The sequence below is a fragment of the Amycolatopsis sp. La24 genome, from assembly GCF_029087445.1.
GTDB classification, from domain to species: Bacteria; Actinomycetota; Actinomycetes; order Mycobacteriales; family Pseudonocardiaceae; genus Amycolatopsis; species Amycolatopsis nivea.
In genome coordinates, this window is sequence record NZ_JARACH010000058.1 from 22,579 (window position 1) to 48,705 (window position 26,127).

The 26,127-nt window shown below is 69.4% G+C and carries 25 protein-coding genes; 16 read left to right on the forward strand and 9 right to left on the reverse strand.

Annotation, left to right across the window (positions count from 1 at the left end):
- Window positions 1-22: 22 nt before the first annotated feature.
- Window positions 23-808 carry an IclR family transcriptional regulator gene (locus tag PUT80_RS36305; protein ID WP_037816581.1) on the reverse strand — a complete coding sequence of 262 codons (786 nt, stop codon included), beginning with the start codon at window positions 806-808 and terminating at the stop codon, window positions 23-25.
- A 173-nt stretch (window positions 809-981) separates the two neighbouring features.
- Between PUT80_RS36305 and mtrA the strand changes: the two genes are divergently transcribed.
- The 6 genes from mtrA to secA all read left to right on the forward strand — a co-directional run bounded on the left by mtrA (window position 982) and on the right by secA (window position 10,593).
- Window positions 982-1,659, forward strand: a complete 678-nt coding sequence (gene mtrA / locus PUT80_RS36310; protein WP_037355684.1) for an MtrAB system response regulator MtrA — start codon at window positions 982-984, stop codon at window positions 1,657-1,659.
- Window positions 1,660-1,666: 7 nt separating this feature from the next.
- Entirely contained in the window at window positions 1,667-3,397 is a 1,731-nt protein-coding gene (gene mtrB, locus PUT80_RS36315; protein ID WP_037816580.1) for an MtrAB system histidine kinase MtrB, read from the forward strand.
- On the forward strand, window positions 3,394-5,151 hold the full coding sequence (locus tag PUT80_RS36320) for an LpqB family beta-propeller domain-containing protein (protein ID WP_275294835.1): 1,758 nt from the start codon (window positions 3,394-3,396) through the stop codon (window positions 5,149-5,151). The genes mtrB and PUT80_RS36320 overlap by 4 nt, the downstream gene beginning before the upstream one ends.
- A gap of 191 nt (window positions 5,152-5,342) precedes the next feature.
- Complete coding sequence (locus tag PUT80_RS36325; protein WP_275294836.1) at window positions 5,343-5,858, forward strand: ComF family protein; 516 nt, start codon at window positions 5,343-5,345, stop codon at window positions 5,856-5,858.
- A gap of 866 nt (window positions 5,859-6,724) precedes the next feature.
- Window positions 6,725-7,408 (forward strand): ribosome-associated translation inhibitor RaiA, encoded by a 684-nt coding sequence (gene raiA / locus PUT80_RS36330; RefSeq protein WP_037816576.1) that lies wholly within the window; start codon window positions 6,725-6,727, stop codon window positions 7,406-7,408.
- Window positions 7,409-7,671: 263 nt separating this feature from the next.
- Window positions 7,672-10,593, forward strand: a complete 2,922-nt coding sequence (secA, locus tag PUT80_RS36335; protein WP_134666965.1) for a preprotein translocase subunit SecA — start codon at window positions 7,672-7,674, stop codon at window positions 10,591-10,593.
- A gap of 144 nt (window positions 10,594-10,737) precedes the next feature.
- Here secA and PUT80_RS36340 read toward each other — a convergent pair whose 3' ends face one another.
- Window positions 10,738-11,217: an Rv3235 family protein gene (locus PUT80_RS36340; RefSeq protein ID WP_205670141.1), complete on the reverse strand. Its 480-nt coding sequence runs from the start codon at window positions 11,215-11,217 to the stop codon at window positions 10,738-10,740.
- A 324-nt stretch (window positions 11,218-11,541) separates the two neighbouring features.
- Here PUT80_RS36340 and PUT80_RS36345 point away from each other — a divergent pair, with 324 nt between their 5' ends.
- A complete protein-coding gene (locus tag PUT80_RS36345) occupies window positions 11,542-11,925 on the forward strand; it encodes an HAD-IA family hydrolase (RefSeq protein WP_275294837.1) in 384 nt (127 codons plus the stop codon).
- Here the strand turns inward: PUT80_RS36345 and PUT80_RS36350 are convergent.
- On the reverse strand, window positions 11,918-12,682 hold the full coding sequence (locus PUT80_RS36350) for an RNA methyltransferase (protein WP_037816568.1): 765 nt from the start codon (window positions 12,680-12,682) through the stop codon (window positions 11,918-11,920). The two genes, PUT80_RS36345 and PUT80_RS36350, sit on opposite strands and share 8 nt — an antisense overlap.
- Before the next feature lie 34 nt (window positions 12,683-12,716).
- On the opposite strand from PUT80_RS36350, the gene PUT80_RS36355 reads away from it, so the two are divergent.
- Both PUT80_RS36355 and PUT80_RS36360 read left to right on the forward strand, forming a co-directional pair.
- Window positions 12,717-14,114: a wax ester/triacylglycerol synthase family O-acyltransferase gene (locus tag PUT80_RS36355; RefSeq protein ID WP_037816566.1), complete on the forward strand. Its 1,398-nt coding sequence runs from the start codon at window positions 12,717-12,719 to the stop codon at window positions 14,112-14,114.
- Window positions 14,111-14,602 carry a hypothetical protein gene (locus PUT80_RS36360; protein ID WP_106961329.1) on the forward strand — a complete coding sequence of 164 codons (492 nt, stop codon included), beginning with the start codon at window positions 14,111-14,113 and terminating at the stop codon, window positions 14,600-14,602. The genes PUT80_RS36355 and PUT80_RS36360 overlap by 4 nt, the downstream gene beginning before the upstream one ends.
- Before the next feature lie 59 nt (window positions 14,603-14,661).
- Here PUT80_RS36360 and PUT80_RS36365 read toward each other — a convergent pair whose 3' ends face one another.
- The 4 genes from PUT80_RS36365 to rsgA all read right to left on the reverse strand — a co-directional run bounded on the left by PUT80_RS36365 (window position 14,662) and on the right by rsgA (window position 18,558).
- Complete coding sequence (locus PUT80_RS36365; protein ID WP_037816564.1) at window positions 14,662-15,459, reverse strand: lipoprotein; 798 nt, start codon at window positions 15,457-15,459, stop codon at window positions 14,662-14,664.
- Between the two features lie 152 nt (window positions 15,460-15,611).
- On the reverse strand, window positions 15,612-16,508 hold the full coding sequence (locus PUT80_RS36370; RefSeq protein ID WP_037816559.1) for a hypothetical protein: 897 nt from the start codon (window positions 16,506-16,508) through the stop codon (window positions 15,612-15,614).
- Between the two features lie 166 nt (window positions 16,509-16,674).
- Window positions 16,675-17,466 (reverse strand): hypothetical protein, encoded by a 792-nt coding sequence (locus PUT80_RS36375; RefSeq protein WP_037816556.1) that lies wholly within the window; start codon window positions 17,464-17,466, stop codon window positions 16,675-16,677.
- A 72-nt stretch (window positions 17,467-17,538) separates the two neighbouring features.
- The gene (gene rsgA, locus PUT80_RS36380; RefSeq protein ID WP_037816845.1) at window positions 17,539-18,558 is read right to left on the reverse strand and encodes a ribosome small subunit-dependent GTPase A; all 1,020 of its coding nucleotides are present in this window, start codon (window positions 18,556-18,558) and stop codon (window positions 17,539-17,541) included.
- A gap of 112 nt (window positions 18,559-18,670) precedes the next feature.
- On the opposite strand from rsgA, the gene PUT80_RS36385 reads away from it, so the two are divergent.
- The 3 genes from PUT80_RS36385 (at window position 18,671) to PUT80_RS36395 (ending at window position 21,032) form a co-directional block, all read left to right on the forward strand.
- Window positions 18,671-19,426 (forward strand): SOS response-associated peptidase, encoded by a 756-nt coding sequence (locus tag PUT80_RS36385; RefSeq protein WP_275294838.1) that lies wholly within the window; start codon window positions 18,671-18,673, stop codon window positions 19,424-19,426.
- Entirely contained in the window at window positions 19,423-20,031 is a 609-nt protein-coding gene (locus PUT80_RS36390) for an alpha/beta family hydrolase (protein WP_275294839.1), read from the forward strand. The genes PUT80_RS36385 and PUT80_RS36390 overlap by 4 nt, the downstream gene beginning before the upstream one ends.
- Before the next feature lie 272 nt (window positions 20,032-20,303).
- On the forward strand, window positions 20,304-21,032 hold the full coding sequence (locus tag PUT80_RS36395) for a class I SAM-dependent methyltransferase (protein ID WP_275294840.1): 729 nt from the start codon (window positions 20,304-20,306) through the stop codon (window positions 21,030-21,032).
- Here PUT80_RS36395 and ybaK read toward each other — a convergent pair.
- Entirely contained in the window at window positions 21,029-21,508 is a 480-nt protein-coding gene (ybaK, locus tag PUT80_RS36400; RefSeq protein WP_037816530.1) for a Cys-tRNA(Pro) deacylase, read from the reverse strand. The two genes, PUT80_RS36395 and ybaK, sit on opposite strands and share 4 nt — an antisense overlap.
- A gap of 189 nt (window positions 21,509-21,697) precedes the next feature.
- On the opposite strand from ybaK, the gene PUT80_RS36405 reads away from it, so the two are divergent.
- The 4 genes from PUT80_RS36405 (at window position 21,698) to PUT80_RS36420 (ending at window position 25,499) form a co-directional block, all read left to right on the forward strand.
- Window positions 21,698-22,324 carry a sigma-70 family RNA polymerase sigma factor gene (locus PUT80_RS36405; RefSeq protein ID WP_037816837.1) on the forward strand — a complete coding sequence of 209 codons (627 nt, stop codon included), beginning with the start codon at window positions 21,698-21,700 and terminating at the stop codon, window positions 22,322-22,324.
- Complete coding sequence (gene rsrA / locus PUT80_RS36410; protein ID WP_037816528.1) at window positions 22,321-22,644, forward strand: mycothiol system anti-sigma-R factor; 324 nt, start codon at window positions 22,321-22,323, stop codon at window positions 22,642-22,644. The genes PUT80_RS36405 and rsrA overlap by 4 nt, the downstream gene beginning before the upstream one ends.
- 330 nt (window positions 22,645-22,974) lie before the next feature.
- On the forward strand, window positions 22,975-24,495 hold the full coding sequence (locus tag PUT80_RS36415; protein WP_009082952.1) for a PAS domain-containing sensor histidine kinase: 1,521 nt from the start codon (window positions 22,975-22,977) through the stop codon (window positions 24,493-24,495).
- 44 nt (window positions 24,496-24,539) lie between these two features.
- Window positions 24,540-25,499: a GNAT family N-acetyltransferase gene (locus PUT80_RS36420; RefSeq protein ID WP_275294841.1), complete on the forward strand. Its 960-nt coding sequence runs from the start codon at window positions 24,540-24,542 to the stop codon at window positions 25,497-25,499.
- Between the two features lie 260 nt (window positions 25,500-25,759).
- On the opposite strand, the gene PUT80_RS36425 is transcribed toward PUT80_RS36420, so the two are convergent.
- Window positions 25,760-26,014 carry a WhiB family transcriptional regulator gene (locus PUT80_RS36425; RefSeq protein WP_009082948.1) on the reverse strand — a complete coding sequence of 85 codons (255 nt, stop codon included), beginning with the start codon at window positions 26,012-26,014 and terminating at the stop codon, window positions 25,760-25,762.
- Window positions 26,015-26,127: the final 113 nt, after the last annotated feature.

A 26,127-nucleotide genomic window follows, 5' to 3' on the forward strand; every position in this document is an offset into this window, starting at 1 on the left:
AGAGCCGCCGCGGCCGCCGGGGTCACGCGGAAAAGTAGCCGAGCTGAGCGGAAAGCTCCCGGGCCGCCTCGGCCATCGGCGCGACGATCTGCCGGATCCGCTGTTTGGACAGCCGGTAGGACGGACCGGACGCGCTCATCGCCGCGACGACCTCGCCGCCGGGGCCGCGCACCGGCACCGCGACCGCGTGCATGCCCAGTTCCAGCTCCTCGAACGAGGCCGCGTAGCCGTCCTCCGCGACGCGGTCCAGTTCGGCCGCCAGCTCGTCCCGGTCGACCGTGGTGCGCGGCGTGTACTGCTCTAATTCGTGCGCGAGCATCCGCTTGCGCTCGGCGTCGTCCATCGCGGCGAGCAGGACCTTGCCGCTGGACGTGGCGTGCAGCGGCGTGCGCTGTCCGGTCCAGTTCTGCGTGGTGATCGCCGCCGACCCGCGCGCCTGGCTGATGTTGATCGCGACGCCGTCGTCGGCGATCGCGATGTTGACCGTCTCGCCCAGTTCCTCGGCGAGCGACTGGCAGGTCTGCCTGCCGAGCTTCGCCAGGTCCATCCGGCCGGTCGCGGCGCCCGCCAGCCGGACGACGCCGAACCCGATCGCGTACTTGCCGCGTTCGCCCAGCTGCTCGACCAGCCCGTGCGCCTCCAGCACGCTCAGCAGCCGGGACGCGGTGGACTTGTGCACGCCCAGCTCGCCCGCGATCTCGGTGATGCCCGTTTCCCCGTTGCGGGCCAGCAGCTCCAGGACCGTGATCGCCCGGTCGACGGACTGCACCGCGCTTCCCGTTGCGTTTCCCGAGTCCTGGTTCCGCATAGCGCAACAGTAACCGCTCGGCTGCGATCTGTTCGGCTGAGCGGGCGAATCCGGCCGCGGCCGGGCGCCCGAGGCGTCCGGATGGCCCAACCGGGCCGGTGATCTTGATCTTTCCGGTGGTCAAACGCGCGGGTCGTGCGCACGGGTGCGGGAGGTAGTGCGAACATGTGGTCATGAAGGCACGTGTCTTGGTGGTCGACGACGACCCGGCGCTGGCGGAGATGCTCACCATCGTCCTGCGCGGCGAAGGGTTCGACACCGCGGTGGTCGCGGACGGTTCGCGCGCGCTTCCCGCGCTGCGGGAGCTGAAACCGGACCTGGTCCTGCTCGACCTCATGCTGCCCGGCATGAACGGCATCGACGTGTGCAAGGCGATCCGCGCCGAGTCCGGCGTGCCGATCGTCATGCTCACCGCGAAGAGCGACACCGTGGACATCGTGCTCGGGCTCGAATCCGGCGCCGACGACTACGTGGTCAAGCCGTTCAAGCCGAAGGAACTCGTCGCCCGCGTGCGCGCCCGGATGCGCCGCACCGAGGCCGAGCCCGCCGAATCGCTCACCATCGGCGATCTCGCGATCGACGTTCCCGGACACGAGGTCACCCGCGACGGCAAGGCGATCCCGCTGACGCCGCTCGAGTTCGACCTGCTCGTGGCGCTGGCCCGCAAGCCGCGCCAGGTGTTCACCCGCGAGGTGCTGCTCGAACAGGTGTGGGGCTACCGGCACGCGGCCGACACCCGGCTGGTGAACGTGCACGTCCAGCGCCTTCGCTCGAAGGTGGAGAAGGATCCGGAGCACCCTGAGGTGGTGCTGACGGTGCGCGGGGTCGGGTACAAGGCCGGCCCGCCGTGATTGTGCGATGACCGGTTTCGCGGGGCGGCTTCGCGCCGCCGCCCGCGCCACGGCTCGGCTTTCGGCCCGGGTCGTGGTTTTCGCACGCCGCCGCGCGGTGGCGTTCAACGAGCTGTGGAAGCACTCGCTGCAGTTCCGCGTCACGATCTCGACGCTGGCGCTGTCCTCGGCCGTGGTGTTCGTGCTGGGCATGGTCCTGCAGAACCAGATCACCGAACGGCTGCTGGACACCAAACGCCGCGCCGCGATCGAGCAGACGCAGGCGCTGGCCGACACCGCCACGCGCGAGCTGGTCGGGATCGGCGGCGAGTCCCCGGAGGCGCTGCACACGCGCCTGCAGAACGCGCTCAAGAAGATCTCGACCACGTCCTCGTCGCGCGCGGGTTCCACCGCGGGCACCTTCGAGCCGGTGCTGGCCAGCGTCGGCCGCGGGCAGTCGGACGCCGACCCGGTGTACGTCGGGCCGTTCCCCGCGGTGCCGGAGCGGCTGCGCCAGTTCGTCGAGGCCGACCATCTCGCCCGGCTTGAGCACACCGTCGACGAGAACGGCGTCCGGACCACTTACTTGATCGTCGGCACTCCGCTGTCGACCGCGGCCAGTCCGCTGCAGCTGTACTTGCTGTTCCCGCTCACCAGCGAGCAGACCACCGTGTCGACGGTGCAGAACACGTTGTTCGTCGCCGGGATCGTGCTGCTGCTGTTGCTCGCCGGCATCACGAACCTGGTGGTCCGGCAGGTGGTCCGGCCGGTCCGGCAAGCCGTCGCGGCGGCCGAGCAGTTCGCCGGCGGCGACCTCGACCAGCGGCTCGCCGTCGTGGGCGAGGACGACCTCGCCAAACTCGCGGTGTCCTACAACAGCATGGCGGCCAGCATCCAGAACCAGATCCGCCAGCTCGAGGAATTCGGCGGCCTGCAGCGCCGATTCACCTCCGACGTGTCGCACGAACTGCGCACCCCGCTGACCACCGTGCGGATGGCCGCCGACGTGCTGCACGCCTCCCGCGAGCAGTTCCCGCCCGGCCTCGCCCGCTCGACCGAACTGCTGGTCGACGAGCTCGACCGGTTCGAGGCACTGCTCGGCGACCTGCTGGAGATCAGCAGGCTCGACGCGGGCGTCGAGGAGCTGTCGGCGGAGTACATCGACGTGCGGCCGATCGCGACGCGCGCGGTCGAGCAGGTGCGAGTGCTCGCCGGGACCGCGGGCAGCGCGGTCGAACTGGTGCTGCCGGACGAGGACACCTCCGCCGAGGTGGACGCGCGGCGCATCGAACGGATCCTGCGCAATCTGCTGGCCAACGCCGTCGACCACAGCGAGGGCAAACCGGTGGTGCTGACGGTCGCGGTGAACGAGACCGCGGTCGCGATCACCGTCCGGGACTACGGCGTCGGCCTGCGCGCGGGGGAGGCCGACCTGGTGTTCAACCGGTTCTGGCGCGCCGACCCGTCGCGCAACCGGCGCACCGGCGGCACCGGGCTCGGCCTCGCGATCAGCCAGGAGGACGCGCGGCTGCACGGCGGCGTCCTCGACGCGTGGGGCGAGCCGGGACACGGCGCGTGCTTCCGGCTCGTGGTGCCGCGCCGGCAAGGCGTGCCGATCGCGGACAGCCCGCTGGTGCTGCCGCCGCCGGACGCCGTTTCGGAGATCACGCTGTCGCCGTCGTCGGTCGCCGAACTGCATCCCGCGCCGGAGGCGATCCTCGCCGATCCGGCGCCGGACCGGGAGGAGGTCGGTCAGTGAGGCGAGTGCTCGTCCTTCTCGCCTGCGCACTGGTGCTCGTGAGCTGCGCGAACGTTCCGCAGGAATCGCTGCCGGTCGTGGTGTCGGTCGAAAAGGCGCCCCAGCAGGCCAACAACGCGCCGGAACCGCCGACCAACGCCGAACCGCTCGACATCGTGCGGCTGTTCATCAAGGCCAACGCCGATCCGCGGTCGGGCAACGCGGCCTCGCGGGCGTTCCTCGACGACAAACAGCGCGGCGCGTGGCGGCCGAACCGCTCGTTCACGATCATCGACAAGACCTTCAGCACGGTCTACGACCCCACGGCCAGCACCGGCGCCACCGCGACGCCCACTCCGTCGTCGACCGCGCCGGACCCGAACGTCCGCACGGTCACCGTGCGCGGTTCGGTGCTCGGCACGCTGAGCGCGGATTCCGCGTTCATCCCCGGCAGCGGTCCGGCCGAACAGACCTTCCAGGTGCGCAAGCAGGCCGACGGGCAATGGCGGATCTCCAGCCCGCCCCCGCCGGTGCTGCTGGTGACCGACGACGAGTTCGACGGCAACTACAACCCGGTCGTGGTGAGCTTCTACTCGCCCGACTCCGGATCCTTCGCGCCGGACCTGCGCTACGTTCCGGCGAAACCGCAGTCGGGCATGCCGGGACGGGTGATGGACCTGATCCTCCAGGGCCCGTCCGCCGGGCTCACCGGCGCGGTGAAAAACCTGTTCGGCGACGGGGTGTCGCTCGAAAACAACGTGAAGAACAACGACGACGGCTCGCTGACCGTGCAGCTGAGCGGGCTCACCGGAGTCGGCGCGGACACGCGGTCGCTGATCGCCGCGCAGATCGTGCTGTCCATGCAGACGGTCACGTCCACGCGGATCCGGCTGCTCGCCGACGGCGCTCCGCTCGTGGCGGGCCACGAGTACTGGCGCAGCACCGATTTGCCCTCGTACAACGCTTCCTCGTCGCCGAACGGGCTGATGACGGTCGGCGGCCGGGTCCGCTCGCTCAGCGACGGCGCGCCGATCCCGGGCGCGGTGGGCAACGGCGCGTACCCGGTGGTGAGCGCGGCCGAGTCGATCGACGGCAAACGCCTCGCGGTGGTCGAGCAGGACGGCGACCGCGTGCGGCTGCGCATCGGCGATCTCGGCCGCGACCTGCCGACGGTCGACCTCGGCGGCGGTTCGCTGAGCCGCCCGACCTGGCGTCCGGCTCAGGCCGGGGCCGGGCCGTCGAACGAGGTGTGGACGGTCGTCGACCATTCGATCATCGCGCGGATGGTCCTCGACCCGAACGGCCACTGGCTGCGCCAGAGCGTCAACGCGAACGACCTGCTGGCGCTGGGGTCGATCGGCGTCCTGCGGCTTTCCCGGGACGGCGCCCGCGTGGCCGCGACGGTGAACGGCCAGCTGGTCGTGGCGTCGGTGGTGCGCAGTGGCGACACGGTCACCTTGCGCGAGCCGCGGGTGCTGCAGCCCGGCGTGCTGACCGACGTGCTGGACGTGGACTGGGGCTCGACGCCGGACACCCTGGTTGCCGCGACGTCCTCGCCCTCGCAGCCGGTCCAGCGGCTGTCGATCGATGGACGACGGATGGACGCTTACAACAGCTCGAACCTCACCGCGCCGGTGCGGGCGGTCGCGTCCGCCCCGAGCCAGCCGATCGTGGTCGCGGACGCCGGGGGCCTGTGGACGGCGACCGAACTGGGCGAGGTGTGGCGGCCGCAGGCGCACTCGATGCAGAACGCGGATCCGTTCTATCCGGGGTGATTTCCGGGCTCCGGTGCTCGCGCGGCCGAAAACTGTCGGTGGTCGGGTGCACACTCGGAGTCGTGTTGCTGAGACTGCTCTTGAACCTGCTCCTGCCGACCTACTGCGCAGGCTGTGAAACCCGCGGCGCGCCCGTGTGCGCCGGATGCTCAACGACGTGGGGGTCCCCCACTGCGGTATTCCGCGCGCCTTTGGCAGCGCTGGTCCCGGCTTACGCCTTGGCTCGCTACACGGGTGCCGCCAAGCGGATCTTGATCGCCTGCAAGGAACGCCGCCGTCGGGACGTGGCCCCGTTTTTGGGCCGGGTACTGGCGGCCGGGCTGATGGCGTTGCCTTCCGGCGGTCCTCGCGCCAGTCCTTGGTGCCTGGTTCCAGCGCCGAGCCGCCGGATCGCTTCGCGGGTGCGCGGCGGCCCGCACGTCCAGCGAATCGCCTCGGAAGCCGCTCGGCTGACGGGAGCGTATGTCGCGCCTGCCCTGGTGCTGAAGGGCGGCCGGGACGCGGTCGGGCTGAGCCGGGCGGAACGGACGGCCAATCTGGAGGGACGGCTGCGATTCGCCGCGGCAGGGCGTCCGCCGCCGGGCACGCGGGTCGTGGTGGTGGACGACGTGATCACCACAGGCGCCACGTCCGCCGCATGCGTCACGGCGTTGAAAAACGCGGGCGTGCCGGTGGTGGCGGTGCTGGCCCTGCTGGCGACAGTCTGAAAGGGAGCCTGTCCCACGTTGAAAGGCGGCCTGTCCTACTTCCGAAACCCGGATGCGCGTTGGCCGTGTGCGGATCCGGAACCCGGATGCGCCTTGGCCGTGCGCGGATCGGGAACCTGAGCGTGCCCCTGGCCGCCCGCGAATCCGCCGCGCGCCCCAGTCGCGCGCCCCAGTTCGGCGAGCGCGGAAACCGAAATCCGGTTACGCGGAAACCGATCCTCCACTCCGTGTCCGGCCAAAACGGAACGATTCCAAAAACCGTCCGCCCGAAAACGTCCGTCCGCTTTCTCGCCGGGGAGGCAACTCGCGTTCGCATGCCCACTACCGCCAGGTGTCACCTACACGAGTGATGTCAAGAGGGAACCTCCTGTCCTCGTCGCCCGTTGTCGGGGCATGAGGGTCGAGGCCGGAATCACCCCCGCGACGGGGCAGTCCACCGAGGTGGCGGCTGTGCTGCAGGGGCCGGTCACCCTCGGCGTCCGAGGTGCCGCTCTGTTGAGCCGTCCGCGTGAAACTTGGGCACGCGCGCTCGGCCTTCCGAGCGGCGGTTCCGGGCTGCGCACGCATGATTCACTGCGCCCCGTGACGAGTTCCCGGATCGTGACATCCCCCGGCTCGGGGGCTGTTGCGGACGGCGTGATGAAGCTAACGTGCTCCGCTATCAGCAATACCCGCAGGCAGGGAGGTGTGCAGCCCATGTCCCTGGCGCCGGCGGCCCGCTGAGTCCGCGTTCGCGCTACCGCCACGAGACGTCGTGATCCGGTCGCGAATTCTTTATCAGCCCGCCGAACCCGTGCAGTAGCCGTTCAGTACCGGTGCCGTGAGAACACAACAGCTCGCAGTTTCCTCAGCGAGGGAGGTCGTGTATGGACATCGTCGTTAAGGGCCGCAACGTGGAGGTGCCCGAGCATTACCGGGCGCTTGTCAGCGAAAAGCTGGCCCGCCTTGAGCGCTACGACAAGAAGGTCATCCGCTACGACGTGGAGCTCTTCCACGAGCCCAACCGCAGGCAGGCCAAGAGCTGCCAGCGCGTCGAGATCACCGGGAAGGGCCGCGGTCCGGCTGTTCGCGCAGAAGCGAGCGCAGCCGACTTCTACGCAGCGCTCGACTCCGCCGTCACCAAGCTGGAAAACCGGCTCCGGCGGACACACGACCGCAGGCGCGTGCATTACGGACGCAGCCGTCCGGAGTCGGTCGCCGAGGCGACCTCGATGGTCGGCGGATCCGATGCCGTCGCCGGGCCCGCCATGGGCACGGCCGTCCTGGACGCACCCGACGCGACCGAACCCATGGTGAACGGTTTCGCGGCGACGAGTGCGGGCGACATTCCCCGGCAGGGGCGCTGGGAAGACGAGGACCTGGGCCATCAGCCCGGCCGCGTCGTCCGCGAGAAGCAACACGACGCGGATCCCATGACGGTGGACCAGGCTCTCTACGAGATGGAGCTGGTCGGCCACGACTTCTACCTGTTCAACGACTCCGAGGCCGGCCGGCCGAGTGTCGTCTACCGGCGAAAGGGCTTCGACTACGGCGTGATCCGGCTGGGCTGATCCAGCCAGGGACAAACCGCACCGGCGGCCCGCACGCGAACGCGTGCGGGCCGTCCGCGTGCCCGGAGCACGACCCGCGGCACGACCTTCGTCGGGACCTGTGCAAACCTTCCGTGACCTTCTGCGACGACGTGCGTGCGCGGACCAGGCCGCGTTCCCTACGATGGGGGAGACGGCGGCGGCGCACACGGGCGCCAGCCGTGGCGATTTACTGCCCGGGAACGGCCTGGGCGCGATCATGATCAGCTAGTGAGGTCGACCGGATGGTGCTGAACCGCCTGCTCCGCGCGGGCGAGGGCAAGATGGTGAAGCGGCTGCGCAACATCGCCGATCACATCAACACCCTCGAAGACGACGTGAAGGACCTGTCGGACGCCGAACTGCGGGCCAAGACCGACGAGTTCCGCGAGCGGTACGGCAAGGGCGAATCCCTGGACGAACTGCTGCCGGAGGCCTTCGCCGTCGCGCGGGAAGCCGCGCACCGGGTGCTCGGCCAGCGGCCGTACGACGTCCAGCTCATGGGCGGGGCCGCGCTGCACCTCGGCCAGGTCGCCGAGATGAAGACCGGCGAGGGCAAGACGCTGACCTGCGTCCTCGCGGCCTACCTGAACGCCATCCCCGGGGACGGCGTGCACGTCGTCACCACCAACGACTACCTCGCCAAGCGCGACGCCGAGTGGATGGGCCGCATCCACCGCTTCCTCGGTCTCGAGGTCGGCGTCATCGTCGCCGAGCAGGACCCGCAGGAACGGCGCAAGCACTACAACGCCGACGTCACCTACGGCACGAACAACGAGTTCGGCTTCGACTACCTGCGCGACAACATGACCTGGTCGCTCGACGAATGCGTGCAGCGCGGGCACAACTTCGCGATCGTCGACGAGGTCGACTCGATCCTCATCGACGAGGCGCGCACCCCGCTGATCATCTCCGGCCCGGCGGACCAGTCGTCGCGGTGGTACGTCGAGTTCGCCCGGCTCGCGCCGCTGATGCAGGGCATCGACACCACCACGATGGGCACGCGCGAACGGGTCGAAAAGGCCAACCTGATCAACTCGAAGTACCACTACGAGACCGACGTCCGGAAGCGCACCGTCGCGGTCACCGAGAAGGGCGTCCGGTTCGTCGAGGACCAGCTCGGCATCGAGAACCTGTACGAGGCGGCGAACACCCCGCTGGTCGGCTACTTGAACAACGCGTTGAAGGTCAAGGAGCTCTACCACAAGGACAAGGACTACATCGTCCGCGACGGCGAGGTCATGATCGTCGACGAGTTCACCGGGCGCATCCTGGTCGGCCGCCGCTACAACGAGGGCATGCACCAGGCGATCGAGGCCAAGGAAGGCGTCGAGATCAAGGCGGAGAACCAGACGCTCGCCACGATCACGCTGCAGAACTACTTCCGGCTCTACAAGAAGCTGTCCGGCATGACCGGTACCGCCGAGACCGAGGCGGCCGAGTTCCACCAGACCTACAAGCTCGGCGTCGTGCCGATCCCGACGAACCGGCCGATGGTCCGCGCGGACCGCGCCGACCTGATCTACAAGAACGAGCAGGCCAAGTTCGAGGCCGTCGCCGAGGACATCGCCGAACGGCACGAAAAGGGCCAGCCGGTGCTGGTCGGCACCACGAGCGTGGAGAAGTCCGAGCACCTGTCGAAGCTGCTGCTCAAGCTGGGCGTGCCGCACGAGGTGCTGAACGCGAAGTACCACAACAAGGAAGCGCTGATCGTCGCGCGCGCCGGCCGGAAGGGCGCGGTCACCGTCGCCACGAACATGGCGGGCCGCGGTACCGACATCGTGCTCGGCGGCAACCCGGACATCATGGCCGACGAGGTGCTGCGCGAGCGCGGCCTCGACCCGGTCGAGCACTCCGAGGAGTACGAGGCCGCGTGGCCGAAGGTGCTCGAGGAGATCAAGGAAGAGGCGCGCGCCGAAGCCGACGTCGTCCGCGAGGCGGGCGGGCTCTACGTGCTCGGCACCGAGCGGCACGAGTCCCGGCGCATCGACAACCAGCTGCGCGGTCGTTCCGGACGGCAGGGCGACCCCGGCGAATCGCGGTTCTACCTGTCGCTGGGCGACGACCTGATGCGCCGGTTCAACGCGGTGCTGGTCGAACGCATCATGACCACCATGCGGCTGCCGGACGACGTGCCGATCGAGCACAAGATGGTCTCCAAGGCGATCAAGAGCGCGCAGACCCAGGTCGAGCAGCTCAACATGGAGACCCGCAAGAACGTCCTCAAGTACGACGAGGTCATGAACGAGCAGCGCAAGGTGATCTACGCCGAGCGCCACCGCGTGCTCGAGGGCGAGGACCTGCGCGAGCAGATCGAGCACATGATCGTCGACGTGGTGAAGGCGTACGTCTCGGGCGCGACCTCCCAGGGCTACGCCGAGGACTGGGACCACGAGCAGCTGTGGACCGCGCTGAAGACGCTGTACCCGGTGAGCCTCGACTGGGACGACCTGATCGAGGACGGCGACCTCGACGCGGAATCGCTCAGCCAGGCGCTGGTCGACGACGCGCTCGACGCGTACGCCAAGCGCGAGGCCGAGATCGACGAACTGGTCGGCGAGGAAGGCTCGATGCGCCGCCTCGAGCGCCAGGTCATGCTCACCGTGCTGGACCGCAAGTGGCGCGAGCACCTCTACGAGATGGACTATCTCAAGGAGGGCATCGGCATGCGGGCGCTCGCGCAGCGCGACCCGCTGATCGAGTACCAGCGCGAGGGCTTCGACATGTTCCGCGCGATGCTCGACTCGCTGAAGGAGGAGGCCGTCGGCTTCCTGTTCAACCTTCAGGTCGAGCGCGCCGAGCCGGAAACCGTGCAGCAGCCGGAACCGTCGGCGCTCCCGGGCGGAGTCACGTCCGCGACCGCCGCGGCGGCGGGCGCCTTCGGCAACCAGGGCGAGGACGAGGGCAAGCACGCCCGCCCCGCCCCGCCGCAGCCGCCGGCCACCGACTCCGATTCGGTCCCGTCCGCCTTGCGCGGCAAGGGCCTCGGCGGCGGCGGTGTCCAATCCGGACTGACCATGTCCGGCCCCTCCGAGGGCGGCGGCGTCGAGTCCCATTCGGACAGCGCGAACGACGCGGACGCCGGAGCCGCGGGCGGCACCCGCCGCGAACGCCGGGCCGCCGAGCGGGCGCAGGCGAAGAAGGGCAAGAAGGGCCCGCGTCGCTGACGCGTGCCTAACTCCGTCCACTGTGGACGGTACCGACTGAGAACGGCAGCACGAGAACGCTCGTGCTGCCGTTCTTTTTGTCTCCACAGTGGACTTGCTGCAGGATCCCTGTCCTAATCTTCAGGACACGTGTCCCACTGGGAATCAGGCCACTGAGGACCGACCAGCCTGCGCGATCTCGGCGCGCGGTGCGAGCACGTGAAACCGCGTGCACACCCACCCCGTCCGCGTGCGCTCGAACCGGGCCGCCAACGCCAGCACTCGAGGTCCGGAGTGGATGATCGTGCTGGTCTCCAACGCGGTCTCGGCCGGACGGCAGACGCGCAACTCCCCGGCGACGTGATGGCGGATGCCAGGCATCAGCCCCTGGCTGCTGAGCCGGGAAAACAACGCCTCGTCCACGAGCGGACGGATCTGCCCGGCCGCCCGCCGCCCGGCGAGGACTTCGAGGATGGCGTTGAGCCGCTGGCTCAGCCGCTGCCCAGTAGGCGGATCGGCAAGCCGCACCAGCCGATGCCCGGCAGGCGGCAGCTCGTGCGGCGACGGCCACCGACCGCGCCGATGCCTGCGCCGCCCCTTGACCTCCGGGACCGCAGCCAGCGGCCGGAGGCTGTGGTTCGTCATTGAGTTCCCTCCCCGAAACATGGACGTCCACCCGCGGGTTAGTGCGTCCAAGGGCCGGGGGATGGGACGTTGAGTGCCTGATCCGGCGAAAAGGGCAGATTGGCGCAGACGGGATGAGCTTGATGCGCTAGGGGGCTTCCCGGCAGCAGTGGGCGCAGGACGCCCGCGACGAGTGTGGCCAGTGCGCGCGCCACGTTGAGCGCACCGGAGGCGATGCGTGAATCCCGCGCGGACCTGGGCGGCCCTGCCCGAATAACCGCAACGCGCATCGTGCTGACCTGCCGAGGAAACCCGACCGGCAGAACAAACAGTTAGGCTGGCGAAGTGCTGAAAGGCTTGCTCGTCGACTACGCCGGAGTCCTAACCGACCCGGACGCCGCGCTGCTCTACGAATACCTCCGCGACGCCCGCGCGAACGGAACCCGCACCGCGCTCGTCTCGAACGCACCCGGAGCCGCCCCTGGGGTGAAAACTGAGCTGGCCCAATACTTTGACGCGCTCGTCTTCTCCGGCGAGGTCGGCGTGGCCAAGCCGAACCGCGAGATTTATCTTGTCGCGGCTGAGCGGATCGGGCTGGCCGCGCCGCGGTGTGTGTTCGTGGACGACGCCGAGCGGAACGTGCGTGGGGCGGTCGCCGCGGGCATGGTCGGCGTGCATCACCGCAGCGTCGCCGAGACTCTCGACGAGCTGGCCGCGTTGTTCAGCTGACCCCGCGTCGCACCAGTTCGAACGACAGCACGGCAGCTGCGGCGGAGACGTTCAGTGATTCGACGTCGCCGGGCATTGGGATGGACAGCCACTCAGTCACCAACTCGGCAACTGCCTCGCCGACGCCTTCGGTTTCGCCGCCCAGTACGAAGGCCGAGCGCTGCGGCAGCTCCGCGTCGAACACCGAGGTCGACGCTGAGGCACCGAGTGCGAACAGACTGTATCCGGCTTCCACCAGCATTTCCGCCGCCTCGCGCGCCGATCCGCAGCGCAGTACCGGTGCCCGGAAGGCAACGCCCGCCGAGGATTTCACCACCATCGGATCCAGCGCGGCGACGCCCCGGCGCGGCACGATTACGCCGGAAAGCCCGGCGGCCGTCGCGGTGCGCAGGATCATTCCGACGTTGGCCGGTGTGGTGATGCCGTCCAGGAGCAGCAGCCGGGCCGGTGGGCGGCGGTCGTCGAGGGCCGCGGCGAGGGCTCGCATTCGCGGCGCGACGACGTCGGCCAGTACGCCCTGATCCTGTTTTCCATTGCCGGCCAGCACTTTCACCCGGTGGGCGCTCGCTCGCTGCACGGGCACCCCGGCGGCTTTCGCGGCGCGCTGGATTTCCGCGGCGGCGGGGCCGCGCGCGGTGTCGGCGAGGATCACCTTGTCCACGCGCAGATCCGGATCGCCCAGCGCCTCCAGCACGGGTTTGCGCCCGTAGACGGTCAGGAAGCGGTCTTTCGGCGAACCCGCCAGCTCATCACCCACACCGGCCAGTCTCGCATTGTGTAAGGATCGGCTCATGCCCGACCGCCTGTCCGCGCTGGACGCCTCGTTCCTGTACGTCGAGGACCAGACGACGCCGATGCACGTCGGGGGCGTGGCGATCTTCGAACGGCCGTCGTCCGGGTTCACCTACGAGCAGGTGCTCGACCTCGTCGCCGCGCGGCTGGCGTTCCTGCCCCGCTACCGGCAGCGCGTGCTCGGCGTGCCGGGGCACCTCGCGCGTCCGGTGTGGGTGGACGACGTCGACTTCGACCTGAACTACCACGTCCGCCGCTCCGCGCTGCCTCAGCCGGGCAGCGACGACCAGCTGTTCGACCTGGTCGCGCGGCTGATGTCGCGGCGGCTCGCGCCGGAACGCCCACTGTGGGAGGCGTATTTCGTCGAGGGGCTGGCCGGCGACCGGGTCGCGATGGTGACGAAAACGCACCAGTCCGTTGTGGACGGTGTCGGCACGATCGACCTCGGCCAGCTCATCCTCGACGAGACTCCCGAACCGCCCGAGCCGTTCGAGGACATGTGGGCCCCTCGGCGCGAGCCCAGCCGTGCGCAGCTGGTGCTCGACGCGATGAGCGAGACCGTGCAACGGCCCGGCGAGCTGATCGAAAACGTGCGCTCGATCGCCGGTGACGCGGTGACCACGGTGAGCAAGGCCGTCGAGACGCTCGGTGGCGTCGCGGCGACGATCACCCGACCCGCGCCGCCCGGGCCGTTGAACGTCCGGGTCTCCGGCGGACGCGTGTTCTCGGTCGTGCGCACGCGACTGGAGGATTTCCGCAAGATCCGCGCGGACCACGGCGGCACGGTCAACGACGTCATCCTCGCCGCGATCACCGGTGCGCTGCGGGAATGGCTGCTGTCGCGCGGGGAGCACCTCACGCCGACCGAGACCGTGCGCGCGCTCGTGCCGATGGCGGTCACCGACGCCGAAACGGCCGAGTTCGCGACTCCTGCGCTGGTCGGCAACGAGGTCGCGGCCTACCTGATCGACCTGCCGGTCGGCGAGCCGAGCGCGGTGCTGCGGCTGCAGCACATCGGCCACGCGATGGCCGAGCACCTGAATTCGGGAAGATCGGTGGCCGCGCGCGGGTTGCTGAAGGTGAGCGGGTTCGCACCGGCGACGCTGCATTCGCTCGGCGCTCGGGCCGGCGGATCGCTGTCCGGGCGGATTTTCAACCTGATGATCACGAATTCGCCGGGGCCGCAGGTGCCGATGTATGCCGGAGAGGCGAGACTGGTGGAGATGTTCCCGGTGATGCCGCTGATGCGCACGCAGGCGCTGGCGATCGGGGTCACCTCCTACCACGGCGGTGTCTACTTCGGACTCAACGGCGACCGCAAGGCCGCGTTCGACGTCGGGCTGCTCGGCGGGATGATCGAAGAAGCACTGGAAGAGCTGAAGGGTGCGCACTGGTGAGGGTTTATCTGCCTGCGACGATCGCGATGCTGCGCGACCTGGAGGCCAATGGCGAGTTCCGCGCTCGCAGCGGCACCGGTTTCGCGCTGACGCCCGCCCTGCGCGAGGCGTACGCGAGCGGTTCCGACGAGGAACTGGAATACGCGGCGTTGCTGGACGCGGCCCGTGCCTCGCTGCGCCTGATCGCCGCTGAGGAAAAGGCCGAACCGCGGCGGGCCGTGGTCTCGGTCGACGTCGACGACGCGACGCTGCGGCCGGACCTGGACGCGGCCGTCGTGCGCCTCGCCGGTCCCGTGCCGAAGTCCCAGATCGCGGCGATCCACGTGGACTCGGCCGAAGCGGAGGAAGCCGTGGCCGCCGCGGCGGCGGTGATCGACGCCGCTGACCTCGGCGACGAGGACGCCGAGTTCACCCTCGGCGACGCCGAAGACCACGAGCTGGCCTGGTACGCGCTGCAGGAACTGCCCTTCCTGCTCGAACTGCTTTAGCGGTCCGTGAAGGGCTCCTTCCGGGAATCAGATTCCCGGAAGGAGCCCTTCACGGCACGTCAGCCGCCGGTGAGGACGCCGATCTCCGCCGGGGCGGGGGCGTGCACGGTGACCGGGGAGTTCCAGTCCGTGTAGTGCGCCTTGACCGTGGCGACGCCGGTCTGCCCGGTGGCCTGCATGACCGGCGTCAGGTCCAGGACCAGCTGCATCGGCCGGTGCTGCGGGTCCAGCCAAAGGTCGAACGGCACCGTCTTGCCGCGGTCGCCGAGCCGGGTCAGCGCTTCGGCGGGAAGCCCACCGGGCAGTTCCGAGCCGAGTTTCCCCAGGTCGACGGTCAGGTGATAGTGCTCGGCCGAGGCTCCGTCGAGGGTGGTCTGCTCGCTGGACGCCACGGTTCCCGCCGTGCGGACCTGCGCCAGGGTGCGCGCCGGGTCGTTCTGCTCGGCCAGTTGCGCCAGGCTGCCGCCCAGCACCTGCGAGAGCGGATCGGTGCCGTCCGGCGACACCTTCACCCACGCTTTGTGGTCGCTGACCTGGTCTCGCGCGCTTTCCGGCACCTTCGCGTACAGAGTCTTGTCCACCAGGCGCAGTTCGATCGGCTCGCCGACGTAGTCCGTCGTCATCGAGAGCGACGTTCCGGCGGGGTCGAATTTCGCCTGGCCCTGGCCGTGGGACACGAGGGTGCCGGTGGTGACGTCAGCGGTGAACTTCGCGGTGTGCCCGGCCAAGGTCGCGGCCGAAGCGGCGTCCGCGAGCGCGCGGGCGTCGGTGAAGCGCTGCGGTTCCGGGGTGCTGGAACAACCCGCCGAGGCGATCGCCAGCAGCGCGGCGACACCCGCCACGGCCGTCCTGCGCATCCGAAAACCCTCTCTGACCGGCCGTAAGGTGTCTCAAGCCAAGCACAACGGGCGGGTCCGCCCCGTTCGGGGGAACGCGTGCTACCGGCAGTAGCGCACAAAAAACGGGCCCCGAGCCGGAGTGGCTCGGGGCCCGCGAAGAGCGGCGGGGGTCAGCGCCCCATCTTCTTCATGAGCTCGCCGAAGTCGGTGACCTGGTCGGCGGGCGGCGCGGTCACGTCGACCGGCTTGCCCCAGTCGCTGTACTTGACGTCGATCTTGCCGCCGGCCGCGGCCGCGGCGGGCGAGCCGGTCGAGGCGCCGAGCTGCTTCATCATTTCCGTCTGGTCCATGGTGATCTGCACCGGAAGCTGGTCCTTGTCGATCCAGATTTCGGCCGGGATCTGGATGCTCTTGCCCTCGAGCATCTTCTTCATCTGGGTCTTCACTTCTTCGGGCATGCCCTTGGCGTAGGTCTCCATGGACTTGCTGACGTCCAGCTCCACCTTGTAGTGGTTGACCTTCTCGCCGTTCAGGTCGACCTGGTCGGCCGAGACGATCCGGCCGGCCTTCGAGACCTGGTCGAGGATCTGGGTCGGGTCGCTCTGCTGGGTCGACTGCGACATCATCTTGCTGAACGACTGCGACATCGGGTCGGTGGCGTCCGGCGAGATCTTCAGCCACGGCTTGTCGCTGCCGAACTGCTTGGACTGCGAGGCCGGGACCTTCATGTAGAGGGTCTTGTCGACGTAGCGCATTTCGGTGGGGCCCTGCGGGCTGTCCATCGTCATGGCCATGGCCGAGTTCTCGCCGTCGAAGCGCATCGAGCCTTCGGCCTTCTGGCCCATCATTTCCATCGTCATCTTCGCCGACTTGGCCTTCTCCGTGCCCTGCTTGGCCGCGTCGGCCAGCTTCAGCGCGTCGCTGAACGGCGACGCCAGGCCGGACCCGCCGTCCTTGGACTGCCCGGCCGGGGACGCGGTGCCGTTCTCGGCGCTCGAGCCGCAGCCCGTCAGCACCAGCGCCAGCGCCGCACCGGCGGCGACAGCGAACGTCGTGGTCTTGCGCATGGTTCTCCCCCTAGGAAGGAATCGGTCTTTCACCTGCGTTGCCGCCGGCTGCCTTCGCGGCCGCGTCCTTGCGGTCCGGCGCGCGGGGCGACTCCGCGAGGTTGCTTCTGAGACGCCGTCCGGCGGGAAAAGGTTCCCTCCGCCGGAGAGGTTTTTCCGGTTTACCTTATCCGCCCAGGTTGTCCACCAGATCCGCGGCCGGGGCCGCGACCTCGACCGGAGTGCCCCAGCGGCGGTACTGGACGGTCAGCACCGAGCCGGTCAGATCGGGGTCGAACCGGGCCATGGGCCGTTCGTCCAGGACGACCTTGACCGGCCGCTGGTAGTCGTCGAGCCACAGGTCGAGCGGGATCCGTACCTCCTTCCCGGACAAGCGCGTCCGGATCCGGTACTGCGATTCGTCGGAGACGAAGCCGATCAGATGGTCCGCCACGCGTTCGAAATCGAGCCGCACTCGGTAGTGCGTGAGCTTGCGGCCGTCGAGTTCGGCCGGTTCGGACCCGGCCAGCTCGCCGCCTCGGACGAGCTGGTCGACGGTGCGCAGTGGGTCGGTCTGTTCGGCGGTTTGCTCCGCGAGCTTCCAGAACGCCCTGGAGTACAGGTCGGCGGCGAGCGGGAAGACCCGGATCCACCGGCTGCCGGAGTCGGCCTGCGCGGTGGGCGGTTTGACGAACACCGTCTGGCCGGACATGCGCAGTTCGGCCCCGTTGGTCATGCGCAGGTCGACCGCGGTGTGCGGGCCGTTGTAGAGAAGGCCGACCTCGACGTCGGCCGTTCCTTTGCCGCTCTCTTCGGACATGGTCAGCCGCACCGTGCCGGTCTTCCCGAGGCTCTGGCGGACAGCCGCGGCGAGCGACCCGAGATCGGTGAACGGGCCCGCCGTCGATGGCGCGGGCGCGCCGCACCCAGCCAGCGCGAGCGCGGCGCAAACGGCCGCGGCGCCAACGCGGAGCCGCATGGATTTCCCCCTGGACTTGGAAGCTGTCGCACTCCGTATCGGCGGCCGACGCCAGGGGTTACGCCGTTCAGGTCACGATTCGGTGCGGATGTCCCCGCCGCCCGAACGCGACACCAGGAGCCTGCGCAGCGACGCCAGCCGTTCCGCTCCGGCGTTTCCGTCGGCGACCACGTCGTCCAGCGCGCAGTCCGGGTCCTCGGGCGGGCCGAGGTGGCCGCAGTTCGGCGGGCATTCCTCGGCGGCCGCGGCGAACTCCTCGAAGGCGTTCACGATGTCGTCCGCGGTCACGTGCGCGAGCCCGAACGACCGGACGCCGGGGGTGTCGACCACCCAGCCGCCGCCCGCCAGCGGCAGCGCCACCGCGGCGACCGAGGTGTGCCGTCCCTTGCCGACCGAGCTGACGTCGCCGGTCGCCAGTTCGGCGGCGGGCACCAGGCGGTTGACCAATGTCGACTTGCCGACTCCGGAGTGCCCGACGAGGGCGGTGATCCGGCCGGCGAGGCGTTCGCGCAGGCCCTCGGGCTCCTCGTCGTGCCGGGTGACGATGGCCGGGACGTCGAGGCCCGCGTAGCCGGCGAGCAGCGAATCCGGGCTGGCGAGGTCGGCTTTCGTCAGGCACAGCACGGGTTCCAGGCCGCCCGCGTAGCACGCGACGAGGCAGCGGTCGATGAATCCCGGCCGGGGAAGGGGATCGGCCAGCGAGGTGACGATCAGCAGCTGCGCGGCGTTGGCGACGACCACCCGTTCGTACGGGTCGGTGTCGTCGGCGGTGCGGCGCAGCACGCTGGTGCGCTCGTCGACGCGGACGATCCGGGCGAGCGTGTCCGGCCGTCCGGACACGTCGCCGACCAGCGCGACCATGTCCCCGACGACCACCGAGACCCGACCCATTTCGCGGGCCCGCATGGCCATCACGACGCGATCCGGATCGGCGTCGACCGCGCACGTCCAGCGGCCGCGGTCCTTGCCGATCACCATCGCGGTGACCGCGTCGGCGTGCTCGGGCCTGCGCTTGCTGCGTGGCCTGGTGCCCTTGCCAGGACGCACCCGCACGTCGGATTCGTCCAGCCGCCTCCAGTCGCCTCGCCCCAAGCCGCCCACGTCCTCCCGGTCGCCCTTTGCCTGGTCGAATGATCCCATGCCGGTCGCGCCGGGCCCGGTTTGCGTGCGACGATGGCGTTCGAGGCACCCCGAGGAGGTTGGCATGTGCGGCCGTTACGCCGCGACGAAAGACCCGGCGAAGCTGGTCGAGGAGTTCGCCGCGGTCGACCTGACCGAGGGCCGGGCGCGAGTGGATCACAACGTCGCGCCGACCAAGAACGTCGTGACCGTGGTGCAGCGGCACCCCCGCGACGCCGAGGGGCTCGTTCTCGAGGACGAACCGGCGGAGCGCTCGCTGCGGATCATGCGGTGGGGCCTGGTTCCGTTCTGGGCCAAGGATCCTTCGGCGGGTTCGCGGATGATCAACACGCGTGCGGAAACCGCGAAGGAGAAGCCCGCGTTCAAGCGCGCGCTGGCGTCGCGGCGCTGCCTGGTCCCCGCCGACGGCTGGTTCGAGTGGCGGCGCACGGGCAAGGAGAAGGAGCCGTTCTACATGACGGATCCCTCCGGGAAATCGCTCGCCTTCGGCGGAATCTGGGAAAGCTGGCGGGCCAAGGACGACGCGGACGCCGAACCGCTGATCACCTTCTCGATCCTGACGACCGACGCCGCGGGCCAGCTCACCGACGTCCACCACCGGATGCCGCTGATCGTGCCGCACGAGAACTGGGCGGGCTGGCTCGACCCGGACCGGTCCGAAGTGGACGAACTGATGGTGCCGACGTCGCCCTCGGTCGTCGAATCGCTGGAGCTGCGGCCGGTGTCGAGCCTGGTGAACAACGTCCGCAACAACGGCCCGGAACTCTTGCGGCGCACGGAAACCGAACAATCCGTCGACTCGCTGTTCGACCTGTCATGACCACGCTCGAGATCGACACCGAGCACGGGATCGCGCGAGCCGAACTGCATTGCGCGCCCGATGGCGACGCGGTGCTCCTGCTCGGCCACGGCGCGGGCGGCGGCATCGGGGCGAAGGACCTCGTCGCGGTAGCCCAGGCGGCGAAGGCGGCCGGGATGCACGTGGCGCTGGTGGAACAGCCGTACCGGGTGGCCGGCCGCCGGGCTCCCGCTCCGGCCAAGCAACTGGACACGGCGTGGCTGACGGTGGCGGACGAGATCTCCGCCCGGTTCGACGATCTGCCGCTGGTGTTCGGCGGCCGTTCCTCGGGTGCCCGGGTGGCGTGCCGAACGGCTTCGGCCGGGCAGGCGGTTGCCGTGCTGTGCCTGGCTTTTCCGGAGCATCCGCCGGGGAAGCCGGAGAAGTCCCGGCAAGCGGAGCTCGATGCGGTCGAGGTGCCCGCGCTGGTGATCCAGGGGGAGCGGGACCCGTTCGGGAGGCCTTCGGCGGCTCCGCACCACGAGGTCGTCATGGTGGCGGGGGACCACACGCTGGCGAGCGATTTGGACGCGGTGGCGCGGGCTGCCGCGGAGTGGCTGGGGCGGGTTGTCCGGCCGCACCTGTGACGGCTGGGACTTGTCTTGGCTGCGGTGGGAGGTGGTGTCGTGAGGGTTCCCCTCACGTACCTCTGAGCGGCCGCAGCGGCTCGCGCACCGGTTTGGCCGCGTTTTTCCGACCGCGCCGTTTTGGCGGCTCGCCCGGTGGCCTGTGGATAATCCGGCGCAAAGAATTCGCAGCTCAGACCCTATTAAACTGAGTTATCCACAAGCTGGCGAGCCTGTGGGCAACTCGTGGCTGCGGCGGCGAGCGATGGGCAGCCCGTGCCAGGGTGGATTTCATGACTGCCAACGCTTCCGACGAGACTCTCGCCAACGACTACGACACGTTCGGCGAGGCCTACGCGATCGAAACCGAGCACAGTCTCATCAACGCCTACTACACCCGCCCCGCGATTCTCGACCTCGCCGGCGACGTGGCAGGCCGGAAGATCCTCGACGCGGGCTGCGGGGCCGGACCGCTGGCAGCCTCGCTGCGGGAACGCGGCGCGCAGGTGAGCGGTTTCGATTTCAGCGCCACCATGGTCGAGCTCGCCCGGAAAAGACTCGGCGCGGACGCGGATCTCCGGGTCGCCGACATCAGCCAGCCGCTGCCGTACGCCGACCAGCAGTTCGACGACGTCATCGTGGCCCTCGTGCTGCATTACCTGGAGGACTGGACCGCCCCGCTGGCCGAATTGCGCCGGATCATCCGGCCCGGCGGGCGGCTGATCCTGGCGGTCAACCACCCGGTTCTCTGCAAATTCGTCCATCCCGAGGGCGATTACTTCGCCGTCGAACGATGGTCCGAGGAGTACACCTTCAACGGGCAAAAGGGCGTCCTCGAGTACTGGCACCGTCCGCTGCACGCGATGACCGACGACTTCGCCAAAGCCGGGTTCCGCATCTCAGTGGTCAGCGAGCCGCACCCGGCCGAGGGGGCGAAGGAGAAGTTCCCCGAGGAAATGCAGGGCAAGGAAGCTTTCCTCTGCTTCCTGTTCTTCGTCCTCGAAAAACCCGAAGCCGCTTAGCCCGCCGCGATCCCGGCCACGACCGCGCCGGTCAGCCGGACCAGTTCGGCGGGATCCAGTTCCACCTCGAGACCGCGGCGGCCGCCGGAGCAGAACATCGTCGGGTGGTCCAGTGCCGAGCCGTCCAGGACCACGGGCAGGCGGCTCCGGTGGCCGAGCGGCGAGATCCCGCCGAGCACGTATCCGGTGGCCCGCTGGGCCGCGGCCGGGTCGGCCATTTTCGCCTTTTTGCCCCCGGCCGCCGCGGCGAGCGCCTTCAGGTCCAGCTGGCCGGTGACCGGCACCACGCCGACGACCAGTTTCCCGTCCACGTCCGCGACCAGCGTTTTGAACACCCGGCCGGGCTCGAGGCCCAGCGCTTCCACCGCCTCCAGGCCGAACGACTCGGCCCGGGGATCGTGGTCGTAGGTGTGCACGGTGTGCGCCACCTTCTGCTTCTGCAGCAGCGCCGTCGCCGGAGTGCCCTTGCCCGCCATGGCGGCGAGTCTACGAAACAGCTCGGGAATGCCTGGTCGGCACACTCTGTTGAAGACAGCGTGACCACCACGCTCGCCACCCCCCGCCCCGCAAGGAGCCGTCCCGGGACCGGCTTTCCGAATCCCCGCGTAAACTCGGTGCTGCCGTATGCGCAGACGCGCATCGACGCCGAACGGGAAGGGAACGGTTTGCCGAGCACCCCCAACTCCGCGCCGGAGACGGCGGCCGACGAACTGGAGCTCGCCGAGCGCTTCGAGCGCGACGCGATGCCCCTGCTCGACCAGCTATACGCGGCCGCGATGCGGATGACCCGCAACCCGTCCGACGCCGAGGACCTGGTCCAGGAAACCTACCTGAAGGCGTACGCGGCGTTCGCGTCCTTCAAGGCGGGCACGAACCTCAAGGCGTGGATGTACCGCATCCTCACCAACACCTACATCAACGGCTACCGCAAGCGTCAGCGGCAGCCGGTGCAGCAGCCGACGGACGAGATCAGCGACTGGCAGATCGCCCGTGCGGAAAGCCACACCTCCGCCGGCCTTCGCTCGGCCGAGGTCGAGGCGATGGACAACCTGCCGGACACCGACGTCAAGGCCGCTTTGCAGAAGCTGCCCGAGGAGTTCCGGCTCGCGGTCTACCTCGCCGACGTCGAGGGCTTCGCGTACAAGGAGATCGCCGAGATCATGGACACTCCGATCGGCACCGTGATGTCCAGGCTGCACCGCGGCCGCGCCCAGCTGCGCGACCTGCTGGCCGACGTCGCGCGCGAGCGCGGCTTCATCCGGGGCAACCGCGAGGAGGTGGCGAAACGATGAGCTCGGAAGACGTGCCCGCGGAGAAGATGCCCTGCGAGGACGCGCTCGCGGAGATCTACCTGCTGCTGGACCGCGAATGCAGTCCGGAGCGGGACGCGGAACTGCGCAGGCACATCGAGGACTGCCCGCCGTGCCTCGAGGAGTACGGCATCGACGAGCAGATCAAGCACCTGCTGGCCCGCAAATGCGGCGGCGACCTCGCCCCCGCGGAGCTGAAGAGCAGGCTGCGCGCCTCCATCCGGCAGACCGTCGCCACGCAGGGCGGCGTCACCGTGGAGCGCACCGAGATCACCGTGGAGCAGCGCACCAGCCGCGACTGACCACACGACAACGGCCCCCGTACCGATCCGGTGCGGGGGCCGTGTCACGTCCGGGCGCGGACTCAGGCGTTGGGCTTCTTGCCGTGGTTGGCGCCGTTCTTCTTGCGGTCGCGACGCTTGCGGGCGCGCTTCGACATGTTCTCTCCTCGGGTGTCCGCTGCATGTCCCGGGGCGGGGTTCGACACACCGGCCGGGAACGGGTCAACCGTTCCAGTGTGTCATGCGGCCGCTGAGCTCCTCGGCGGCACCCGCGCCTACGCTCTGGTTGGATGAACTCAGGAGGTGCGCAGGCATGAACGAACACACCGCATTCGAGGGCGGCCGGTAGCCGTGTCGACCCTTTCCGACCTGCTCGCCGAGAACACCGGCCTCCCCGGCGAAGCGGCCGACCACCTGCAGACCGTCGTCGCGGAGTGGCAGCTGCTCGCCGACCTTTCGTTCGCCGACTTCCTGCTCTGGGTCCCGGTTTCCGCCGAGCACCAGCCCGACGGCGGCGATTTCGTGTGCGTCGCGCACGCCCGGCCGACCACCGCGCCCACCGCGCATCCCGAGGACGTCGTCGGCACCCGGTTCACCGTGGACGAGCACCCGCAGCTGGCCAAGGCCATGCGCGAGGTCAAGATCTGCCGCGAGGAAGACCCGCACTGGTACCGCGACCTGCCGATGCGCCGCGAAGCGGTGCCGGTGAGCTTCGGCGGCGAGGTGATCGCCGTGCTGAGCCGCGAGACCAACCTCGCCGCGCCGCGCGTGCCGAGCCCGCTGGAGATCGCGTACCTCGGCAGCGCGGGCGACCTGTGCCAGATGATCGTGGACGGCACCTTCCCGCCCGCCGGCGGCAACCAGACCGACACGCACACCAGCCCGCGCGTCGGCGACGGTCTCGTCCGGCTCGACCAGGCCGGCACGGTCGTGTTCGCCAGCCCCAACGGCCTGTCCGCCTACCACCGGATGGGCCACGAATCCGACCTCGTCGGGCAGCGGCTGGCCCCGCTCACCCGGTCCCTGATCCGCGACCCGTTCGACGCCACCGAGGTGTCGCACCGGATCATCGAGGCACTCGACGGCAAGCCGTCCACCCGCACCGAGGCCGACTCGAAGCGCGGCGCGGTCGTGCTGTTCCGTGCGCTGCCGCTGCGCCCGGCCGGACAGCCCGCGGGCGCGTTGGTGCTGGTCCGCGACGTCACCGAGGTCAAGCGCCGCGACCGCGCGCTGATGTCGAAGGACGCCACGATCCGCGAGATCCACCACCGGGTGAAGAACAACCTGCAGACCGTCGCCGCGCTGCTGCGGCTCCAGTCGCGGCGCACCACGAGCGAGGAGGCCCGGCTGGCGCTGGGCGAATCAGTGCGGCGGGTGTCGTCGATCGCGATGGTGCACGAGGCGTTGTCGATCTCCGTCGACGAACGCGTGGACCTGGACAAACTGCTCGACAACGTGCTCCCGATGGTCGGCGAGGTCGCCACCGCGGAATCGAAGGTCGGGATGACCCGCAAGGGCTCGTTCGGCGTGGTCGTGGCCGAGATCGCGACACCGCTGGTGATGGTGCTCGCCGAACTCGTGCAGAACGCGATCGAGCACGCGTTCCCGCAGGGCAGGCCGGGCAAGGTCGAGCTGATAGTGGAACGGTCGGCGCGCTGGCTGGACATCCTGATCCGCGACAACGGCCGCGGCCTGCCGTCCGGGTTCTCGCTGGAGCGCAGCGACGGGCTCGGGCTGCAGATCGTGCGGACGCTGGTGGAATCGGAGCTGCGCGGGTCGCTTTCGCTGCGCCAGGTCCGCACCGACGAGGCGGGCAACCGGGTGCCGGGCACCGAGGCGGCGCTGCGGATTCCGTTGTCGCGGCGGCTCTAGAAAATCCGGCGACAGCCCGCAGGCGCCGGATTACTGTCCGGCGCATGCCTGCCCTCGAGTGGCGCCCGCTCACGAAAGCGGACGCCCAGTCCTCGGCCGATCTGCTCAACGCCATCGAAACGGCCGACCGGATCGGCGAGAACTACACCGCCGACGACACTCTCCAAGAGCTGATCGACCCGTTCTCCGATCTCGAACGCGCGAGCCTCGCCGCGTTCGACGGCGACCGGATGGTCGGCTACGTGAAGACCCGGTACAAGCAGCATCCCGAGGAAATCCACCGGGTCTTCCTCGACGGCGGGGTCCATCCGGACTATCGCCGCCAGGGGATCGGCACCAGGCTGGTGGAAGCCGGGATCGCCGGGGCGAAGGCGGTGCACGAACTGCACCATCCGACGTTGAAGCTCGCCGTCGACATCCACAAGGCCGAGCACATCGCCGGGACGAAAGAACTCTTTGCCGCGCAAGGTTTTTCGCCCGCTCGCTGGTTCCAGCGCATGGAACATCCACTCGGGACGGTCGGCGAAGCGCCGCTCCCGGACGGATTCCAAGCGGAACAGTGGACCCGGGACCTCGACGAGGAGTTCCGGCTCGTCCGCAACGAGTCCTTTTCAGACCACTGGGGCGCGACCCCGGTGAACGCGGACGCGTGGCAGAACAAGTTCACCAACCACACTCTTCAGCCCGAGATCAGTTTTCTGCTGCGGGACAAGGCAACCGGCGCTCCGGTGAGTCTCGTGCTGGCCCTGTCTTGGGCAGCCGACACCGAAGCGACCGGAATTCGCGACGCGCACTTCATGGTGATCGGCACCATTCCCGGCTACCGGAACCGAGGACTGGCCAGCGCGGCCATCGCACACGCGTTGCGGGCCGCCGCGGAGCACGGGTACGACCAAGCCAGCCTCGCCGTGGACACGGCGAGCGCAGTCGGGGCACCCGGAGTTTTCGAGCGCGCCGGGTTCACGCAGAAGATGCGTTACGTGCGCTGGGCACGCGAAGCCTGAGTGTCCACATCGGACCCCAGACGCGGTGAAGGGCCGGTACCAGTGAAGCTCGGCGGTACCGGCCCGTTCAACGTTCCGCGGGAGGACTTGGATAGTCCTTGGCGAGGCGGCACCCGGATGCGGGGTGGCCGACCTCGGTTGTTACGCTCGAACCGGGTATATGTCGCCATGTGCGGCACGGGCACGCGAATGCCCGCCGGGCGAAAGTCCGGTCCGAGGTGGTGCTTGCGATTCTGGGTGCTGCAGCTGAGTCGAAAGACTCAGGCGGTGGTACGCGTGCCGATGTGCGTACGGCGGCGCTTGAGCGCGCGTCGCTCGTCTTCGCTCATTCCGCCCCAGACGCCTGCGTCCTGGCCGCTGGCCAGAGCCCAGGCCAGGCAGTCGGAAGCCGCGGGGCAGCGGTGGCACACGGCCTTCGCCTCGGAGACCTGCAACAGAGCCGGACCGCTGGTTCCCACCGGGAAGAACAGCTCGGGGTCCTCGTCTCGGCAGGCCGCGTCGTGGCGCCAGTCCATGTTCGTGAGCTCCTTCACAGTGACGCGGGAGGGCCGCGCCACAGTAGTGGCGGTCGTGTTTTTGGGTGCTTGTGAATGCTTTCACGAAGCACCGCGTTCGACAAGGGTTTCGA

Coding starts and splice junctions, on each gene's coding strand:
- PUT80_RS36390 (WP_275294839.1), top strand. CDS start 19,423: ATGACCACGCTCGAGATCGACACCGAGCACGGGATCGCGCGAGCCGAA.
- PUT80_RS36385 (WP_275294838.1), top strand. CDS start 18,671: ATGTGCGGCCGTTACGCCGCGACGAAAGACCCGGCGAAGCTGGTCGAG.
- rsrA (WP_037816528.1), top strand. CDS start 22,321: ATGAGCTCGGAAGACGTGCCCGCGGAGAAGATGCCCTGCGAGGACGCG.
- PUT80_RS36370 (WP_037816559.1), bottom strand. CDS start 16,508: ATGCGCAAGACCACGACGTTCGCTGTCGCCGCCGGTGCGGCGCTGGCG.
- PUT80_RS36355 (WP_037816566.1), top strand. CDS start 12,717: ATGCCCGACCGCCTGTCCGCGCTGGACGCCTCGTTCCTGTACGTCGAG.
- PUT80_RS36425 (WP_009082948.1), bottom strand. CDS start 26,014: ATGGACTGGCGCCACGACGCGGCCTGCCGAGACGAGGACCCCGAGCTG.
- raiA (WP_037816576.1), top strand. CDS start 6,725: ATGGACATCGTCGTTAAGGGCCGCAACGTGGAGGTGCCCGAGCATTAC.
- PUT80_RS36340 (WP_205670141.1), bottom strand. CDS start 11,217: ATGACGAACCACAGCCTCCGGCCGCTGGCTGCGGTCCCGGAGGTCAAG.
- mtrB (WP_037816580.1), top strand. CDS start 1,667: ATGACCGGTTTCGCGGGGCGGCTTCGCGCCGCCGCCCGCGCCACGGCT.
- mtrA (WP_037355684.1), top strand. CDS start 982: ATGAAGGCACGTGTCTTGGTGGTCGACGACGACCCGGCGCTGGCGGAG.
- PUT80_RS36365 (WP_037816564.1), bottom strand. CDS start 15,459: ATGCGCAGGACGGCCGTGGCGGGTGTCGCCGCGCTGCTGGCGATCGCC.
- secA (WP_134666965.1), top strand. CDS start 7,672: ATGGTGCTGAACCGCCTGCTCCGCGCGGGCGAGGGCAAGATGGTGAAG.
- ybaK (WP_037816530.1), bottom strand. CDS start 21,508: ATGGCGGGCAAGGGCACTCCGGCGACGGCGCTGCTGCAGAAGCAGAAG.
- PUT80_RS36305 (WP_037816581.1), bottom strand. CDS start 808: ATGCGGAACCAGGACTCGGGAAACGCAACGGGAAGCGCGGTGCAGTCC.
- PUT80_RS36420 (WP_275294841.1), top strand. CDS start 24,540: ATGCCTGCCCTCGAGTGGCGCCCGCTCACGAAAGCGGACGCCCAGTCC.
- PUT80_RS36395 (WP_275294840.1), top strand. CDS start 20,304: ATGACTGCCAACGCTTCCGACGAGACTCTCGCCAACGACTACGACACG.
- PUT80_RS36375 (WP_037816556.1), bottom strand. CDS start 17,466: ATGCGGCTCCGCGTTGGCGCCGCGGCCGTTTGCGCCGCGCTCGCGCTG.